General features: G+C 46.1%; 16 protein-coding genes. 3 read left to right on the top strand and 13 right to left on the bottom strand.

Going from position 1 to position 18776, the window contains the following annotated elements; genetic code table 11:
- Positions 1-4 precede the first annotated feature (4 nt).
- The 6 genes from accD to fabB form a co-directional block, all read right to left on the bottom strand.
- Positions 5-886 carry an acetyl-CoA carboxylase, carboxyltransferase subunit beta gene (gene accD / locus CLC91_RS11835; RefSeq protein ID WP_095498974.1) on the bottom strand — a complete coding sequence of 294 codons (882 nt, stop codon included), beginning with the start codon at positions 884-886 and terminating at the stop codon, positions 5-7.
- 161 nt (positions 887-1047) lie between these two features.
- Entirely contained in the window at positions 1048-1839 is a 792-nt protein-coding gene (truA, locus tag CLC91_RS11830) for a tRNA pseudouridine(38-40) synthase TruA (protein WP_095498973.1), read from the bottom strand.
- Positions 1840-1935: 96 nt separating this feature from the next.
- On the bottom strand, positions 1936-3861 hold the full coding sequence (locus CLC91_RS11825) for a FimV/HubP family polar landmark protein (RefSeq protein ID WP_158220738.1): 1926 nt from the start codon (positions 3859-3861) through the stop codon (positions 1936-1938).
- A gap of 123 nt (positions 3862-3984) precedes the next feature.
- On the bottom strand, positions 3985-5001 hold the full coding sequence (locus CLC91_RS11820; RefSeq protein WP_095498971.1) for an aspartate-semialdehyde dehydrogenase: 1017 nt from the start codon (positions 4999-5001) through the stop codon (positions 3985-3987).
- 9 nt (positions 5002-5010) lie between these two features.
- Positions 5011-6135 (bottom strand): 4-phosphoerythronate dehydrogenase, encoded by a 1125-nt coding sequence (locus CLC91_RS11815; protein ID WP_095499008.1) that lies wholly within the window; start codon positions 6133-6135, stop codon positions 5011-5013.
- A 72-nt stretch (positions 6136-6207) separates the two neighbouring features.
- Positions 6208-7425, bottom strand: coding sequence for a beta-ketoacyl-ACP synthase I (fabB, locus tag CLC91_RS11810; RefSeq protein WP_095498970.1), 1218 nt, complete (start codon positions 7423-7425; stop codon positions 6208-6210).
- A 166-nt stretch (positions 7426-7591) separates the two neighbouring features.
- Here fabB and mnmC point away from each other — a divergent pair, with 166 nt between their 5' ends.
- Positions 7592-9586 carry a bifunctional tRNA (5-methylaminomethyl-2-thiouridine)(34)-methyltransferase MnmD/FAD-dependent 5-carboxymethylaminomethyl-2-thiouridine(34) oxidoreductase MnmC gene (gene mnmC / locus CLC91_RS11805; RefSeq protein ID WP_095498969.1) on the top strand — a complete coding sequence of 665 codons (1995 nt, stop codon included), beginning with the start codon at positions 7592-7594 and terminating at the stop codon, positions 9584-9586.
- Here mnmC and CLC91_RS11800 read toward each other — a convergent pair.
- From CLC91_RS11800 to prmB, 6 genes are read right to left on the bottom strand one after another with little or no spacing between them, the layout of a single operon-like run.
- On the bottom strand, positions 9575-9847 hold the full coding sequence (locus tag CLC91_RS11800; protein WP_233132623.1) for a YfcL family protein: 273 nt from the start codon (positions 9845-9847) through the stop codon (positions 9575-9577). The two genes, mnmC and CLC91_RS11800, sit on opposite strands and share 12 nt — an antisense overlap.
- 5 nt (positions 9848-9852) lie before the next feature.
- Positions 9853-10986, bottom strand: coding sequence for an ATP-NAD kinase family protein (locus CLC91_RS11795; protein WP_095498967.1), 1134 nt, complete (start codon positions 10984-10986; stop codon positions 9853-9855).
- A complete protein-coding gene (locus CLC91_RS11790; protein ID WP_095498966.1) occupies positions 10976-11533 on the bottom strand; it encodes an elongation factor P hydroxylase in 558 nt (185 codons plus the stop codon). The genes CLC91_RS11795 and CLC91_RS11790 overlap by 11 nt, the downstream gene beginning before the upstream one ends.
- Before the next feature lie 6 nt (positions 11534-11539).
- Positions 11540-12700, bottom strand: a complete 1161-nt coding sequence (locus CLC91_RS11785) for an MFS transporter (RefSeq protein WP_095498965.1) — start codon at positions 12698-12700, stop codon at positions 11540-11542.
- Positions 12700-13794: a chorismate synthase gene (gene aroC, locus CLC91_RS11780; protein WP_095498964.1), complete on the bottom strand. Its 1095-nt coding sequence runs from the start codon at positions 13792-13794 to the stop codon at positions 12700-12702. Before aroC ends, CLC91_RS11785 begins: the two co-directional genes overlap by 1 nt.
- Before the next feature lie 20 nt (positions 13795-13814).
- Positions 13815-14741: a 50S ribosomal protein L3 N(5)-glutamine methyltransferase gene (prmB, locus tag CLC91_RS11775; RefSeq protein WP_095498963.1), complete on the bottom strand. Its 927-nt coding sequence runs from the start codon at positions 14739-14741 to the stop codon at positions 13815-13817.
- An 86-nt stretch (positions 14742-14827) separates the two neighbouring features.
- Here prmB and smrB point away from each other — a divergent pair, with 86 nt between their 5' ends.
- Positions 14828-15337: an endonuclease SmrB gene (gene smrB / locus CLC91_RS11770; RefSeq protein WP_095498962.1), complete on the top strand. Its 510-nt coding sequence runs from the start codon at positions 14828-14830 to the stop codon at positions 15335-15337.
- A gap of 2 nt (positions 15338-15339) precedes the next feature.
- On the opposite strand, the gene sixA is transcribed toward smrB, so the two are convergent.
- The gene (gene sixA, locus CLC91_RS11765) at positions 15340-15810 is read right to left on the bottom strand and encodes a phosphohistidine phosphatase SixA (RefSeq protein WP_095498961.1); all 471 of its coding nucleotides are present in this window, start codon (positions 15808-15810) and stop codon (positions 15340-15342) included.
- A gap of 164 nt (positions 15811-15974) precedes the next feature.
- On the opposite strand from sixA, the gene CLC91_RS11760 reads away from it, so the two are divergent.
- Positions 15975-18764, top strand: coding sequence for an insulinase family protein (locus CLC91_RS11760; protein WP_095498960.1), 2790 nt, complete (start codon positions 15975-15977; stop codon positions 18762-18764).
- Positions 18765-18776: the final 12 nt, after the last annotated feature.

The raw sequence follows: 18776 nt of genomic DNA, 5'->3' as shown, positions 1-18776 counted from the left end.
CAGGCTACGAAAGGTCAGCTTTTGGGCTTTCAGTAGTGGGAAGATTTTGATACTTAGCTAAAATTCTAGCTAACTTATCGCGCATATGACGGCGATCAACGATCATATCAATGGCTCCCTTCTCCAACAAAAACTCACTCCGTTGAAACCCTTCCGGTAACTTTTCACGAACCGTTTGTTCGATGACTCGAGGTCCTGCGAAACCAATCAGTGCCTTTGGCTCAGCGACATTAATGTCACCTAACATAGCCAATGATGCTGAAACACCACCCATAGTTGGATCGGTCAGAACCGAAATATAGGGAATTCCTCGCTCACTCATTTTAGCCAAAGCTGCTGAGGTTTTTGCCATTTGCATGAGTGAAAACAACGCTTCTTGCATGCGCGCGCCACCACTTGCAGAAAAACACACTAACGGAATGTTTTTCTCGAGGGATGTCTCGCAGGCTTTGATGAAACGAGCACCAACAACAGATGCCATAGAGCCACCCATAAACGCAAACTCAAAAGAGACAGCGACCACAGGCATGCCTTTAAGCTTACCTTCAAAGGCCACCAAAGCATCCTTTTCACCACTGTTTTTCTGGGCACCGGAGATGCGGTCTTTATAGCGCTTAGAGTCTTTAAATTTTAACTTATCTTGCGGTTCTAAATCGCCACCGAGTTCGCGAGTACTGTCAGTGTCTAAAAACGCCAACAATCGCGCTCTTGCGCCAATGCGCATGTGGTGATCACATTTAGGGCAAACTTCTAAATTCTTTTCTAACTCAGCTCTATAGATGACTTGATCACAAGAGCTACATTTGCTCCATACGCCTTCTGGAACACTGTGGCGTCGCTCTGACACGCTTTTGCTTTTGGGAAGGATTTTCTCTAACCAACTCATGCTCTATATTCCTAAAACTATCTGTTCATCGCCACTATTAATTTTCGTTAGTCGGCGATTATCTAATTATCTGAAAAGTTGCCACATTAAACCACATTAGCCAATCACATAGACACAAAAAACTGGTCTTATGTTTTGAATAAACGCAAAAACAACTGAAATTAGAGCGGATCACTCAAAAATAATGGCCCTGCTGGATTGCTACCCAGTTGATACGATTGCGGATAGGTAACATCAACCAAATACAGCCCATTAGCTTTGGCTGTGGCCGCTGCTTGGGTTCTGTCTTTAAGTTCCAGTAATTGCGCTATCCAATTTTGTGGTTTATCACCCTGACCTATGAGTAGCAAGGAGCCAACAATATTGCGAACCATATGATGCAAAAACGCATTGGCTTCAATTTCCACGACGAGGTAATCTCCGAACCGTTTAACCTGCACTCGATGAACATTTCTAAACGGCGTTTTTGATTGGCATTGCACAGCGCGAAAACTACTGAAATCTTGCTCTCCGAGTAACGCTTGCGCAGCCTGATGCATGGCTTTCTCATCCAATGGTTGGTGATGATGAGTAACCCCATTTTTTAAGATGGCTGGGCGCAGTTTATGATTTAAAATAACGTAACGATAACGCCGGGCCGTGGCGCTAAACCTTGCATGAAAGTCTTGGTCTACCTCAATACACCAGCGCACCGCAATATCGTCTGGTAGATGCGCATTTACGCCCATACTCCAAGCTTTCAACGGTCTATTGGCGTGAGTATCAAAATGCACCACCTGACCGGTCGCGTGCACGCCTGAATCGGTGCGTCCAGCACAAATCACTTCAATGTCGTGATTAGCGATGGTAGAAAGCGCCAATTCGAGTCGTTGCTGTACTGAATCGACTTCTCGCTGACGCTGCCAACCAAAGTAATTGGCGCCATTATATTCTATGCCTAATGCGATGCGCATTGTCTAACCTCTCACTCATTTAGGCCGGCATTATAGCTTGTTTTACATAAAAAAAACGATGGCTCGATGCCATCGTTTTTAAAAAGCTCTGTATTTCTACGCTAGGCTACGTAAAAGTCGAGTCGCTTCCATTTTTTGCTCGTCGTTGCCGTCAAGCGTTACGTCTTTAAGAAGCGCCTTAGCACTATCGGTATCTTGAATCTCAATATACGCTCTGGCCAAATCCAACTTAGCGTTGACCGAGTTCTCAGCGTCATCCACATCCACATCTTTAGAGGCATTAACAACTTCTTCAACTTCCGTTAAGTCCACATTTGGATCTTGATACGGATCCGCGTCTACGGTTGAGTCGGCGGCTTCCAACATCAATTCATCGATTTCTATGAAAGGTTGCGCCGTTTCAGTTTCCTGTTCGCTTTTAACGTCCGTGTCTTCTAGAGACAAATCTGACAGATCGAACTCCAAAGCATTGCTATCGGTTTGTGGGGCCTGTGTAGACTGAGGCCGCTCTGCATCTGTCGAGTCAACGCCAGCCAACAGGGATTCGTCCAGTGACCATTCTAACCCGGTGTCGTTAGCGGACTCATCAACCTTATCAAGGTCTTCATCGGAATCTAGTTCATTATCCAATTCGCTGTCTAAATCGATACTTTCAAAGTCGGCAAGGGCTTTATCTATGTCGTCGGATAACTCCGAAGCGTCCTCAGTCTCAATGACGCTCGCCTCAGTTTTAAGATCGTTGTCAGCGTTTTGCTCATCATGATTATCAATCGCTTCTGCCCACAATGAATCCATGGCCTCTTTCTCTGCACTGTCGATGTCAGCAACCGCTTCTGATGTGGTTTCGTCATTAAGCTCATCCGCCAACACGGCAATAGGGGCCTCTGCAGAAGACGCTTGCGCCAGCTCTGCCTCACTGGCGTCGTTGCTTACCGCGGCACTAGCAACTACCGAGGACTCTGGCTCAAAATGGGGTTGCTGCGGTTGCTCTGTTTGCGCTTGCTCTGATTGCTGATGTTCCGCTTCGTGCAGCATTTGTGGAGCGAGTGCTTCCTGTTGATTCGATTGGTACCAGCGATACCCGAGTAAGGCAACAATTGCTACTGGCAAAATGGCCACAAGCAAAATAAGCCACCAAAGTGTCAGCAGCGCATCCAAAAAACCAACGTCAGAAGACGAGCCAATACGGTTTAAATCCGCCTTAAGTTGGGCGTTCACAGTTTGACTTTGCTGTAACTCTGAGCGCAAGCCTGCGGCTGTTTCTCGGCTTACTTCAAGTTCCGCTTCCATTGCGCCCAGTTGACCTCTTAAGGACGAAACTTCTTGGGTCAAACTGCGGTTTATTTGTTGAGTGTTCTCCAGTTCCTCGGAGTTACGAACCATATCTTCGCTTTCTTGGACGATTTGATCGAGGGCCTCTTCAACCTCTGCTGACGGCATCACTTCTTGCTCCGCCAACGTCTCAGAAATGTCAGTGTCGATGGACTCATCGATTGGATTTAGCGTACTCGTTGATATTTCAGATAACTGTTCATCTAATTGTTGTTGCTGAGCGTTTACCGCTTCGTTGTCATCTGCCACTGGCGCTTCAGGAACAACCGCATCCATATCGGCCGCCGTTGGCTCTATGTCCTGGATAGGTTGTGGTTTATTCCAATTTTTATCATCACGCTCAGCTCGGGCCTTAGCTTCTTCTGCAGGATACGCTGCAATGTCAGCAACCCTAGGTACCAGCATAATTACACCCTTCTCAAGGCTATTTAAATTACGGCTAGTAAATGCATGAGGATTGGCATCGAACAAGGCAACCATCACTTGGTATATGCTAACACCAGACTCAGGCTGAACCTTATTGGCTATGCCCCATAAGGTGTCTCTGGGCGTGGTTGGCCCGTATTGTTCTGCGGTTTGAAGTGAAGAAGTAGATGTTTCTACTGGTGCTTGAGCGAATGAGGTCGATGCGACGCTTGAACAAGCAAGCAAGACCAGCAAGCCAATTTGGCGAAATCCTTTAAGTTTCATATCCATTTTCTTTTATTATTTGACTCATTCCACTATAAACCAGAACTATGGCTTGTCCTAGCCCCCGAGCGAAATTCCAGTTAAAAAAGCCCGCTTTTAAGCAGGCCTTTTTGTTATTTCGGTTTAATAATAATCTCGAATCAACAACTCTGCGATTTGTACGCTGTTAAGTGCTGCGCCTTTGCGAATATTATCCGATACCACCCAGAGGTTTATACCGTGTTCATGAGAAATGTCTTTGCGAACACGGCCAACATAGACCGGGTCTGTACCCGAAGCATCACCCACCTGAGTTGGGTAGTGATCATCCTGCTCGAATAACACGATACCCTCTCCTTGGCGAAGCGCTTCCTTAACGTCGTGCGCTTCACACGGTTGTATGGTTTCTAAATGAACTGCTTCAGCATGACCATAGAAAACGGGCACTCGAACGGCTGTTGGATTTACTTCAAGGGATTGGTCCGCAAAAATTTTCTGCGTTTCCCAAACCATTTTCATTTCTTCTTTGGTATAGCCATTGTCTTGAAAGGTATCAATGTGTGGCAATACGTTAAACGCTATTTGTTTGGGGTAGACCTTGGCTTCTGCGGGTTTTCCTTGCAACATCTGTGCAGTTTGATGCGCGAGCTCTTCAATAGCACTTTTGCCTGAGCCCGAAACCGATTGATATGTGCACACGTTAATTCGGCTGATGCCAAAGTTGTCGTAAATGGGCTTTAGTGCCACCAACATCTGAATGGTCGAACAATTTGGATTGGCGATGATGTTTCGATTTCTAAAGTCGGCAATCGCATGAGGGTTAACTTCTGGCACCACTAGAGGTATGTCTGGGTCGTAGCGAAAATGAGAGGTGTTGTCGATAACGACGCATCCATGATCCGCCGCAATCGGTGCCCATTTCGCAGAAACATCTCCCCCCGCACTGAAAAAAGCAATTTGCACCTGACTCCAATCAAAGTGCTCTACATCTAATATTTCTACTGTGTCATCGCCAAATTCTAACGTATCACCAGCACTTCTTGAGCTTGCCAATGGGAACAATTTTGCAACGGGAAAATCTCTTTCTGCGAGAATTTCTATCATTGTTTGCCCAACGGCTCCGGAGGCGCCAAGCACTGCAACATTAAAGGATTGAGACATATCGAAGGATTATCCTATAGTAAAGCCAAATTGTTTCAGCCAATTTACATCAAACTGACGGTCTAACACTAGAGTTAGTGCCGAGAATTCACGACGAAGTTGATGATTTTTTCTCAATCCATCAAATCCTTCAGCGGTTAGGCCCTCTTTCCTAAACAACTCATCATCCAAATTTAGGTCATAGACTAGGGATGCGAGCGCATTTAGTTGCTCTTCAGTGAGCCGAGACTCGATGGTTTGAGATGGCGGATTTGGCAGTTGTATCAAAGCCTTGTAATCAATCGCTTCTGGCCAATTCATCAGCGGCGCGAGCCATTGATAGAGCATCCAAGTCCCACGAGCTTTGCCTTCCATGCTATAACCAGCAATGTGCGGCGTAGCAACATCCACCCATTCAACTAGGTTTTTATGTACCTGAGGTTCGCCCTCCCAAACATCCAAAACCAAACGGCTGTTAGGGTGACTTTTGCGCCATTCCAGCAAAGCCTTATTATCTATAACGCCACCGCGGCAAGCGTTAACCAACCACACATCGGGTTTCATTGCGGACAACACACGTTCATTGACCATGTGATGAGTTGGAAAAGGTCCGGCATGGGTTAAAGGCACATGGAAGGAAAGCACATCGCAATTTTCAAGCATCCATTCGAAACTGGCATTAATTCGTTTATCCCCTTTCGCCTCCAGCAGCGGATCGTAAAAATAGCAGTGCATCCCTAACGCAGACAAGCATTGGAATGTGGCACTACCGGTATTACCGGCCCCAATTATTCCTACTCGCTTGTTTTTTAGGTAAACGTTTTCCTGCGAAGCAATTTTTAATAACGCCGTAGCAACATATTGCCCTACCCCTGTTGCATTGCATCCTGGCGCATTGCTGTAGTTTATGCCGCGAGTACGTAGTAGGGCTTCATCGATATGGTCAAGACCTATGGTCGCACTACCGACGAACTTCAAGCGATTGGCGTGGTGCAATAATTCAGCATTTACTTTGGTTACACTGCGTACGAGTAAAATATCAACATCGACCAGATCGTTACTTTGGATAGTTCGCCCAGGTAGTCGGCGAATGTTGGCATGTTGCCCAAACAGTTCATCGACGTAGGGCATATTCTCATCAGCTACAATTTGCATCATTAACTATTCTCTGCCGTAAAAAAAAGGAAGAGCCTCTGCTCTTCCTTCTATTGTTTCACAAATTAGCGACTAGTCGAGTTTTTGCATCACTAAAGTTGCATTAGTGCCACCGAAGCCGAAGCTATTGCTCATGACGGTTTTCAGCTCAACGTCTTTTCGCTCAGTGATAATCGGCATTCCTTCAGCATCAGCATCAGCATCTAGGTTATCCACGTTAATACTCGGTGCCACAAAGTTATTTTCCAGCATAATTAGGCTGTATATTGCTTCATGTACGCCGGCCGCGCCTAAGGCATGCCCGGTCATGGCCTTAGTGGCGCTAATGTCGGGCATGTTATCAGCAAACACTTCTTTAAGAGCTTGCAGCTCACGCATATCTCCAACCGGAGTTGATGTGCCATGCGTATTGATATAATCAATCTTACCATCGACGCTATCCATGGCCATACGCATGCAGCGTACTGCACCTTCTCCTGATGGTGCTACCATATCGTAGCCATCGGAGGTTGCACCGTATCCGACTACTTCGGCGTAGATTTTAGCGCCTCGAGCAACAGCATGATCATAGTCTTCAAGAACCAAGATTCCGCCACCGCCGGAGATGACAAAACCATCGCGATCCGCATCGTAGGTACGGGAAGCTTGGGTTGGGTTATCGTTGTATTTCGTTGACAGTGCGCCCATTGCATCGAAGCCCATGGTCAAGGTCCAATGGATTTCTTCTGAGCCACCGGCAAACACAATGTCCTGTTTACCCAATTGAATGAGCTCAGCAGCATGGCCGATGCAATGAGCACTGGTAGCACAAGCTGAGCTAATAGAATAGTTAACGCCTTTAATTTTGAATGGTGTCGCTAAACACGCACTTGAGGTCGATGACATGATCTTAGGCACCACGTATGGCCCAACTCGCTTAACCCCTTTTTCGCGCAACGTATCTGCTGCCTGAACTTGGTTAAGCGATGATGCGCCACCAGAGCCCGCGACCAAACCAACACGATGGTGAGAATACTGTTCTTCAGTTAAGCCTGCATCTTCTATAGCTTGCGCCATAGCAACGTACGCAAATGCGCCAGCATCGCCCATAAACCTAAGCGCTTTGCGATCAATAAGCGCTTTTTGATCGATTTCTACGTTACCCCATACATGGCTACGCAAGTTCATATCGGCAAATTGCTGCGAGAATGAGATACCGCTTTTACCAGCTTTTAGAGATTCCGTTACTTCTTGTTTATTGTTACCAATACTGGATACGATACCCAGACCGGTTATCACAACTCGTTTCATTTCGAATTCATTCCGATTTATACTAAAAAAATGCTGCGCCAATAGTATCTGTTTTCCAGAGACAAAGTGGTCAGCTTTCAATATACAAGAACCATCGCTTCTGTACAGCAACTCATTTTGAATACAAACACACATCAACACAATAGACTAGAGCGTGACTTTGAACATGACGATTAAGGCAACTAGCATTCTTTTTAGGGACGGCCATACCCCCGTTTCCACTCAGTTTGATGATGTCTATTATTCTAGCGACAATGGGCTTGCGGAATCTCGCTATGTGTTTCTCGACCCAATAAATCTGGAAAGCCGCCTTGCAGAGCACAGTCGTCCGTTTTATGTGATTGCCGAAACCGGATTTGGAACCGGTCTGAACTTCTTAGCCACTTGGCAAGCCTTTGAGGAAAGTGGCGATAATGCATGTCAGCGGTTGTATTTTGTTAGCTTTGAAAAGTACCCCTTGCCAAAGCAGCTTATCGCCAAAGCCCACAGCGCCTTTGCTGAATTAGCCCCCTATAGTCAACAATTTTTGCAACAATACCCTGTTCTAACGCCCGGTGTGCACAGGCTCATTTTCAACGGTGGCCGCGTAGTTTTAGACTTATGGATTGGCGATCTTAACGACACCTTATCGACATTATATTGTTCGTCAGAAGGACTCGTCGACAGTTGGTATCTCGATGGTTTTACACCGAGCAAAAACCCAGAGATGTGGAGCGACGTACTGTTTAAAAACATCGCTCGGCTGAGTCGTTCCAACGCAAATTTGGCAACCTTCACGTGTGCAGGAGTGGTACGTAGAGGCCTACAAGGCATTGGGTTTGAGTTGAGCAAAAGTTCAGGGTATGGACTTAAAAGAGAAAAACTCTTTGCTCAAAAAGCTAATAAATCGCCGCTAACGCCAGACCCACTATACCCACGAATAGCTGCACAAACTGGTGACAACCACATTGCCATTATCGGTGGTGGCATCGCATCTGCAATGCTTGCAATAAGCTTGCTGGAAAAAGGCCATAAAGTAACGGTTTTTTGTAAAGATCAAGAGGCCGCTTGCGGTGCTTCCGGCAATAATCAAGGCGCTTTATATCCGCTGTTAAACAGCGCAGATGCGCCTGTTAGTCAATGGTACGTGCAAGCTTTTCAGTTTGCATTGCAGCGATACCGCACTGTATCTGTTCGCACCAAATTTCCCATGTCTGAATGCGGCGTACTGGTTACAGGGTTTAATGACAAAAGTCGCCTGAAACTAGAACGCTTAAGTGAGTTAACTATCGATAGGGGCATTGCCTATCCAGTGGACAGCGAGACTGCCAGTGAATTAGCAGGGGTTGATATTGGAGAACAAGGCTGGTTCTACCCGCGCGGCGCTTGGTTGTCGCCTCGACTCGCCACTCAAAGTTGTTTTGAGCAACTGAGCGCTAACGCCAATTTTACCATTCAATACCATCAGTTTGCCCAAGAGTTAATCGAAACATCGGACGGGTGGCAGATAGTGCTAGGCGAACGTCGTCAGGAATTTTCGACGGTTGTTTTGGCTAATGGCGCTGAGCTATTGCAATTTAAACAAACCGCCGGCTTAGCAACCACTCCGGTACGCGGGCAGGTCAGTCACATACCAAGCAAAGGGTTGTTATCTGACTTGCGCTGTGTACTGTGTGCCGATGGTTACCTAACCCCGGCCCATCGACACCATCATTGCATGGGGGCGAGTCATCAACGACAGTTTGATTCTTTAGACTACAGCCACCAAGAGCAACTCGGTAACCTGGCCAGAATGCACAACAGTTATCCCAACAAACCTTGGTTAGATGATATTGATATAAAAGACAAGCAGGCTCGCATTGGGGTTAGACTTAGTAATCGTGATCACTTACCTTTTGTGGGTGCTTGCCCAGATTTCAAAACGTTTGCCCAACGAGCCCAAGACGTCAGTCGGGAAGCGTTCTTCGCCCCAAGCTATACGAATCTATACTTGTTGGCAGCATTTGGCTCAAGAGGTTTGTGCAGTGCCCCTTTAGCCGCTGAACTTTTAGCAAGTGAATTGGCCGGCGAGCCATTACCCGCGAGCATAGAGGAGTTAGCTTTGTTGCACCCAAATCGTTATTGGAGTAGACGCTATAACAAAGGGCGACCTCTCCCGCAAACCAGTTCGTTAATCGTGTAGCGTTTGCAACAGAGACTGCCAAGCTCGATTGACCAAGGTTTGGTCATGCTGTTGCAGTTCCTGAGCGGCATTTCTTAATGCCTGATTCATTAAGCTATCCAACTGAGTCAGACTCTGATCCGTTTGGCTCTCCAATTCTGATAAAACCACCGCCACGTGACCTTGTAAATAACCCGCAGCAAACAGTTGATCATCGCTTGCACTTTCTACTTGGCTCTCTAGCCAGTGTTGAATTTTTGATTCATATTTTTCTATCATCATACAACCTATTCTGGATTGGCTACTTGAGCCATTACATAATCTCTATATCCACTGGTTACACGGTAAAAACCGCTCAGGTAGTGGTCAAGTTCAGGATCACCACTGTCCACCAACAAGCGGTTGTCCTTAAGTGCTGTGAGCTTAGTTTTAGTCGCTATAATTTCAATGTTTTCTTTACCCAACATTTTAATGAAATCTGCGGATAATTGTTGGTTCCCTCTGCCTAAGATATGTCCCTGACCACCGATTGCCGTAACAATGAGTTTGCACGCTTGTCCGCGGCATAACCTTATGAGCTCTTGAGCACTTACGTCTTGAGCCACCAAGGCGCCATTTTTAATTACGTCCACCCCAAGCAGAGTATTTGGCAACTGCAATTCATCCATAACGGCGGCAACGGTGGAGCCTGATCCCATGACATATAGGGTGTCATCCTGCATATCTTCGATAACACTGGCAGCTATGTCCGCGAGCACTAAATGATCCGATTCTTTGCCCCCTGATTTTACGGCTTGAATGTATCTAAGCTCAGCAGGTACTAAGAGCTCGCCAAAACGCTTTGCTTTAACTGTGCCCTGGCGAAACGCAACCTCATCGATGTCCATCACATCAGCCTCCATCAAGCTAACCAGCTCCCCACTGATAAGTTGCTCTACCACCTTCCCTGCGGCACGTGGCGACACCCCGTATACACCGGAGTGAATCTTAACTCCAGCAGGAACGCCAAGTACCACCTGTTGTTCATCTACGGTGTCATATACATCCCGAGCGGTTCCATCGCCGCCAGCGAATAAAATTAGGTCCGGTTGCCATTGCTTAAACGCCAACAAAGCATGCTTGGTATCTTCAGCATTGGTGAAGTGATTGTCGTCGAGATTGGGCGCGTAAAACTGTTGGAATTCAACACCAAGTTCAGACAGTAAATCAGCTCCCATCGCGCCACCGGCGCAACCCCATTCAATCCGGTCGCGATAGCACAACACTTGGCTTAATGCCTGTTCCATTCGTTCAGCGGATTTTGCAACGGCACCAAGACTTAAAGCCTTGGCTGCGACGTTATCAGAACCTTTTAGTGCTACGCTTCCGCCGAGTCCCGCAAGTGGGTTTATTAAAATGGCCAGTTTGAACTTAACGCTCATACATCCCTCGATACGAAAAATTGGTTAACTGCAGTCGCTCACTAGATGGCGAATTGAAGTAGAACACGCTTAACGCTTCCATCAACGTTAATGATCTGCTGGGGAAGCCCTCGTTTAAATACGTTTGTACTTGATCAAACACACGGTGTTGAAAAGCCAAACGATTCGACGCGTAACCGCTAAGATTATCAGTGCTCACTGAAAACCCTTTCCCACAACATACTGAAAGTGCCCATTCAAGCGCTTGAGGTTTTACTTCTACCGCCTCAAATTGCGTTTGTTGGGTTTTATCTCTGCCGTCACCGTGATACCAATAGCCATAATCGACGAGCTCTCTGCGCTGCTCTCCTGCAATACACCAATGAGCAATTTCATGAAGAGCGCTTTGAAAGTAGCCATGAGCAAACTCGATTTTCGCAAGCGTGCCGTCTGCGGTGCTCGGCAAGTAAATCGGCTCGCCCTCCCCTCGAACTAGCTCAGTTTTATATGGTTCTTTAAAGCATTGGTTAAACAAGGTGATGATATGCTCTATTTGGTGTGACTGCATAGGTAACTACTGAGAATTCTTATCAATGTATATAAACAAACAAGCGAACGCCGCCAACCCAGCCCAAAGTGCTGCTAAACACCAAGCATCGATGGCCCCGACTCCATCATACCAGATCTGCCCTATCCAATAGGCCCCAATCGCTCCACCTACGCCAAAACTGAGGCTCGCATAAAGCGCTTGGCCTTTAGAGCGATGTTCCTTAGGAAAAGCATGGTGGATATAGTGAATGGAGGCAGCGTGGGCCAAACCGAAACTAAATGCATGCAGAAGTTGCGCAAAACCCAGCAACACTGGCGACGATGCCGCAAACGCAATCACAAGCCACCTGACTGAGGTGAGTAGCAAACTGACAAACAGTAAATGCTTAACCCCGAAGCGGCCAAGCAAAGAGGGGGCTATTAGGAAAATACCGATTTCTGCGACTACACCCAATGCCACATAAGCCCCGGCAGCAAAGGGCGAGTACCCCAACTGTTCCAAATAAAGCACGAAGAAGACATAAAATGGCCCCATGCTCATCTGCAACAATATGGCTGACAATAAAAACCAAAAGGTGCCCTTTGATAGCTTCAAAGGGGTTGTTTTCGAATGATTGGTCGTTACCGCGTTACTTTTCGATAACGGTAAAGCGACGCACATTAAGCCGGCAAATAAAAACATAACTAGGTGCAGCATGGCGCCGGCACCAAATTGCTGGATAGCTGCTCCAGCGCCAAGGCTCAAACAAATATAACCGACACTGCCCCAACTTCTTATTTTTCCGTACTGATGCGTGTTTTTCCCAAGAGACTCAAGAGTAACGACTTCAAGTTGCGCCAAAATGGCGTTCCAGAAAAACGTATAGGTCGCTAGACTGAGCGCTGTGTAGACAAAGCCACCGGGGAAATAAAAACTGACAAATGAAATACACGCGGCTACTGCACCAAGCTTTATGAGCTCTACTCTCCAGCCGGTTCTGTCAGCCAACCACGCCCAAAGGTTAGGCGCTAAAATTCGCGTTCCCATCAAGATAGCCATTAACGTGCCAATCTCTGCTGAATCGAATCCGCGACTGTCAAGAAATAAGCCGATATAGGGAACTAAGACCCCAAGTATGGCGAAAAAGAAAAAGTAACATGCGGACAGCCAAATTCTATCGCTGCCCGAAGTCTGTGACGCTGACATCAAAGTTGACCGAGAATCGGCGTTTTTGTTGTCACTTGTGGATTTTGCGCTCGGTGTCGCATTAAATGGTCCATTAACACGATGGCCAGCATAGCTTCAACGATGGGTACAGCACGAATACCGACACACGGATCGTGACGACCTTTGGTGACAACTTGTTGTGATTCACCTTGGCTATCGATGCTCTCCCCTGGAACCGTAATACTTGACGTTGGCTTTAATGCCACCGCAGCGACTATAGGCTGCCCACTTGAAATACCGCCAAGCACGCCACCGGCGTGATTGCTCTTAAACCCTTGCGGCGTCATCTCATCCCTGTGCTCAGAGCCTCGTTGATTAATCACATCAAAGCCATCACCGACGGATACCCCTTTTACCGCATTAATACCCATAAGTGCATGCGCGATGTCCGCATCTAATCTGTCGAACACGGGTTCACCAAGCCCAACCGGCACATTATCGGCAACCACGGTGACTTCTGCACCGATAGAGTCGCCCTCTTTCTTTAGGTTGCGCATAAACTCATCAAGCTGCTCGAGCTTACTGTCATCGGGAAAAAAGAAAGGGTTTTGCTCAACCACATTCCAATCGACTGACTCGGCTTTTATAGGGCCAAGTTGAGACAGGTAGGCTCTAATCTGCACCCCATAAGCCTGTTTTAAGTATTTTTTTGCAATCGCTCCGGCGGCCACTCGCATCGCAGTTTCGCGCGCCGAAGAGCGCCCACCGCCTCGATAATCGCGCACTCCGTATTTCTGCCAGTAGGTATAATCGGCATGCCCAGGACGAAATACATCTTTAATCTTGGAGTAGTCTTTACTGCGTTGGTCGGTGTTTTCGATCAGCAGGCCAATACTGGTGCCTGTGGTTTTACCTTCGAACACCCCAGACAAAATTTTCACCTGATCCGGCTCGCGGCGAGCTGTTGTATATCTTGATGAACCTGGACGTCGTCTATCTAAATCATGCTGCAAATCTGCTTCAGTTAATTCAAGCCCAGGGGGGCATCCATCAACTACGCATCCAAGCGCCAGTCCATGACTCTCCCCAAATGTTGACACGTTAAATAACTTTCCGATGCTATTACCTGACATAGATAAACTTTGTTCCTTCTTTACACAAACAGGGCTTGGTGTTCTACCAGTTGTTCACGGGTAATGACAAATACGCCATCGCCGCCATTCTCAAATTCGATCCAAGTAAATGGTACCTGAGGGAACTGCTCCATCAGATGCACCATCGAATTTCCAACCTCAACTATCAGTACCCCTTCTTCAGATAAATAGTTTGGTGCTTGCGCTAAAATTTTCCTAGTGATGTCCAAACCATCAACACCGGAGGCGAGACCAATTTCAGGTTCATGATGATACTCTTCCGGCATATCACTGATGTCTTGCTGATCAACGTATGGGGGGTTGGAAACGATTAAGTCGTATTGAGTGCCCTCTACAATGGAATCAAATAGATCCGACTGCATGGGAAATACTTGATCCAATACGTTTAACCGTTCGACATTAATCTGGGCGACATCCAAAGCATCTTGACTAATATCGACCGCATCTACTTCGGCATCAGGAAACGCATAAGCACACCCGATGGCAATGCATCCACTGCCAGTACATAGATCCAAAATTCTATTGACGGGTTTGTTATACAGCCAAGGACTAAAGTTATTTTCAATCAACTCAGCTATGGGGGAACGAGGCACAAGTACTCGCTCATCTACGTAAAACTCAAGTCCCGCAAACCACGCGTTATTAATCAAATAAGCAACCGGTACGCGCTCTTGTACTCGACGAATAATAAGCTGAGCCACCTTTTGGCGCTCACTGTAGGTCAAGCGACAGGTTTTGACGTGCTTACCAATTTCTAAAGGCAAATGCAGTGCATGTAACACCAGAGCGACCGCTTCATCCCACGAATTGTCGGTACCATGCCCAAAGTAAATTTCTGCGTCGTTGAAACGGCTAACGGCCCAACGCAGCATATCTTCAACTGTATGCAGTTCTGATACAGCTTCTTCTACAAAAATCTTATCCAATGCTAAGTCCTCTACGGCTTAATCGTGCTATTGTAACCTAACCAATTGTGGTTGCCCATTAAGCCGAAACAAAATTCATTGGAACTATGAAAAAAAAGCAACAAACAGACAGTTTTGCTCAAATGATGAAGGGAGTGAAACCGTTCACACAAGATAAGCGTGTTTTTAAGCCGCAACCCAAAATCCGAAAGAGTTTGGAGCAAAGTAAGCAAGAAATTCAAACCGACTTATTTTCCGATACCTTTGAGGCCCACTTTGATGATGAGGGCCCGGTGAGGTATTGCCGACCACAAAGCGATAAATTTGAACTCAAAAAACTTCGTCGCGGTGATTACTATCCGGATTTGTTGCTCGACTTGCATGGGTTGCGTCAATTAGACGCCAAAATTGAAATCGTTGCGCTGATTGCAGAAGCTAAAAAACATCAAATTGAATGTTGTTGCATTACCCACGGTGTCAGTGGCGGCGTACTCAAACAAAAGGTACCCAGTTGGTTGGTACAACACCCGGATGTTATCGCCTTTCACCAAGCCCCTTTAGAATGGGGTGGACACGGCTCACTGTTAGTGTTGTTGGATATTCACCAAGACAGTTAAACCTAATCTGGGCTAGGTTTCGGAAGCTGCATCTTTAGCATCATGCCGTCGTGTTTCTTGTCAATTTTAGCAATTGCGGCTGTAGCAAATAGCTTAGGCTCTGTACCAGGCAAGAGTTCGCTGCATAGATAACCTAATAACGGCATGTGTGAAACCACCAAGGTATGGCGACTTTGATGCAACTCAATCATCGCTGAAATAAGGTCCGCGGTATCGTCAGCAGAGGCATTGGGTCGCAGTTCATCAAGGATATGCACTGTCCCTTGATGATTTATGGACTGATTCAGCTTCTGCCAAGTTTGTTGCGCTCTTAAGTATGGACTTACACACACTAAGTCAAAACGTTCAGCTTGGGTGCTAAGCCAGCACCCCATTGCGTTTACCTGCCGTATGCCTGTTTCACTTAACGTTCGTTCCTCGTCTGTTGATGCATTAAAGCTGGCATCGCCATGACGCATTAAAAATAAGGACATAAGCCTAACATCGAATTCATTGACATGATTTGGATTCTAAAGTGTCTGCAACGGAATAAAAACCCTTTATTTGGCTCGTTTACAACCGAATCACTATAACTCATTTGCCAAAAGCAGTATTTAGAATCAATAATGTAGCCAACGACTTAACGGAGTTTTAAGTTTTGCCTAATTCCACAGCAATAATAGTTAGCCCGAATGATCACCGCCGTTATCGGTACCTTTCTCTTGATAACGAGCTGCGTGTTTTGCTCGTTCAAGATACATTATCAGCACAATCGGCGGCCTCTCTTGCTGTAGCAACTGGGCACTTTGACGATCCCGAACCATACTTTGGCTTAGCCCACTTCTTAGAACATATGCTGTTTTTGGGAACCGAGCGCTTTCCTACCGCTGGGGAATATCAAGAATTTATAAGTCAAAATGGTGGTTCTAACAATGCTTGGACCGGCTCCGAATATACTAATTATTTTTTCAACGTCGATAGTCCCGCATTGGAAGAAGCATTAGACAGATTCAGTCAATTTTTTATCGCGCCATTGTTCGCTCAAGAATACATACAACGAGAGGTTCAGGCGGTAGATTCAGAGTTTCACCTAAAATACAAAGACGATACTCGGCGTGTATATCAGGTTCTAAAAGAGTTAGTCGATCCTCGCCATCCCTTTTCCAAGTTTTCCGTCGGAAATCAACAAACGTTAAGCGATGAGAAAGGCCAGCTGAGAGCTATTTTAGTTTCTTTCTATCAAAGATTTTACTCCTCTAACATTATGACGCTCGCCCTAGTATCGCCATTATCGTTAGATGAACAACAAACAATTGTTACCCGCTATTTTTCTAAAATACCCAATAGAAAACATAGAAAAGACTACCCCTCGGTGCCATTAATTGCAGAGGAAAACAAACGCATAGAAACGCACATCGAGCCGATTAAAGAGCAAAAGCGACTTTCTATAAGTTTCAGCTTACCCTCGATTAACGATATGTATACCAATAAACCGCTCACGTTTATTAGTCATCTATTGGGAAACGAGGCAAAAGGCAGCTTACTGTCTTTTCTTAGAAAACGCGGCTTAGCAAATCAAATATCAGCCGGTGGAGGCATCAACGGTTATAACTACAAAGAGTACAATATATCCCTGCAGTTGACTGATCACGGCTTAGAAAATATCGACGAAATTGTTACCGCAACCTTTCAATACATCAACTTAGTCGCGCAACAAGGAATCGAAGAGTGGCGGTATCAGGAACGTTCAGCGCTTCTGCAAACGGCGTTTGAGTTCCAAGAAAAAATAAAACCTGCAGATTACGCCAGTCATCTCACTATCAACATGCAATATTACCCTAAGGAAGACGTGCTCTTTGGTGACTATCGTATGGATGGCCTGCAACCAGAAACATGTACCGATTTGCTAAGAAAGCTAAATCCCGACAATATGCGGTTAACGTTAATAGCTCCCGAAATCGACACAGATCGCAATGCGCAATGGTACGATACGCCCTATAAAACGATGCTCATAGACAACGAGCGTCTACAAAAATGGCGCAACGCTGGCTGCTCTAACGACATGAGCTTACCGCCGAAAAACCCTTTCATCGTAGAATCTTGTCAAGTTAGACATCAACAAAGTAACGAAATCAATCCAGTATTGGTTGGTGAAGGTCCAGGCTTTAGGCTTTGGCATAAGAAAGATAATACGTTTAACGTGCCTAAAGGGCATTTATTCCTTGCCCTCGATTCAGAGCACGCAACCAAAACGCCTAAACACGCAGCCCTAACCCGCTTGTACGTAGAGATGTTGTTAGATTACGTGCAGGAGTACACCTACCCCGCCGAGGTTGCAGGGCTAGGTTTTAATATCTACCCCCACCAAGGCGGCTTGACTCTGCACCTAACCGGAATTACCGGAAAACAGGAAATCTTGCTTAAACTGCTGATAGAGAAAGCTCGAGAGCGAAACTTTGCGCCTAACCGATTTAGAGTTATCCAACGACAACTGATAAGAACTTGGCGCAATGCTCAGGAAGCGACGCCTATCTCTCGCTTGTTTACCAGCCTCACCGCTACCCTGCAAAAACGCAGTTACGAGCCTTATCGATTAGCCGAAGAGCTAGAAGAAATTGTACTTGATGAGCTCCACGAACACGTATCAAAGTTCTACGAAAATATATATTTCGAAGGATTAGTACACGGCGACTGGTTAAAAGAAGAAGCGCAAAACCTAGCACTTCAATTACAAACCATACTGGGCGAAGTATCTAAACCCGCCCAGGAAACACAACGGGAAATGATCATGCTGCAAGGCTATGGAACCTTGCGTCGAGAAATCCTATCGCGACACCAAGACAGCGCGATTTTAATATACTACCAAGCTCAAACCAGTGACCCGTTACAAGTAGCTACATTAAGCTTACTTAACCACGCAATGTCGTCATCTTTTTTCAATGAGTTGCGCACTGAACGTCAACTTGGTTATATGCTTGGCACGGGTTATTTACCATTGAATCGCCAACCTGGAATGATTTTCTATATTCAATCACCAAAGTTTGGTCCAGCTAAGCTGCTCGCAACAATCGATGAATTCATCACCAACTTTAGTTATGCGATCATGCAATTGAACTCCGAACAATGGCTCGCCACCAAAAGTGGGATTATCAATCAACTAACAGAGCCTGATACGAATTTACGAAATAGAAGTCAACGCTACTGGATTTGTATCGGAAACAAAGATGTAGAGTTTCATCATCGCAGCTTGGTTGCCAAAACCATTGAGAAACTCACTCGTGCAGATCTGATCGAGTATATGAACCAATATATGAGGCCCAACGAAGCCGATAGATTAATTCTGTACAGTACCGGAGAGCTGCATAAACACGAGACAGAAATCAGTGGTGGCATTCGCATTACCAACTTGAAGAGCTTTAAGGTAGAAGCTAATAAGCTCATAATTTAGCGTTATGGTAAC

Origin of the sequence: Paraferrimonas haliotis, from assembly GCF_002282895.1 — a bacterium.
In the GTDB taxonomy this organism is placed as follows: domain Bacteria; phylum Pseudomonadota; class Gammaproteobacteria; order Enterobacterales; family Shewanellaceae; genus Paraferrimonas; species Paraferrimonas haliotis.
Note: the sequence above shows the minus strand (reverse complement) of the source record. Positions and strands in the feature narration are given on the sequence as shown.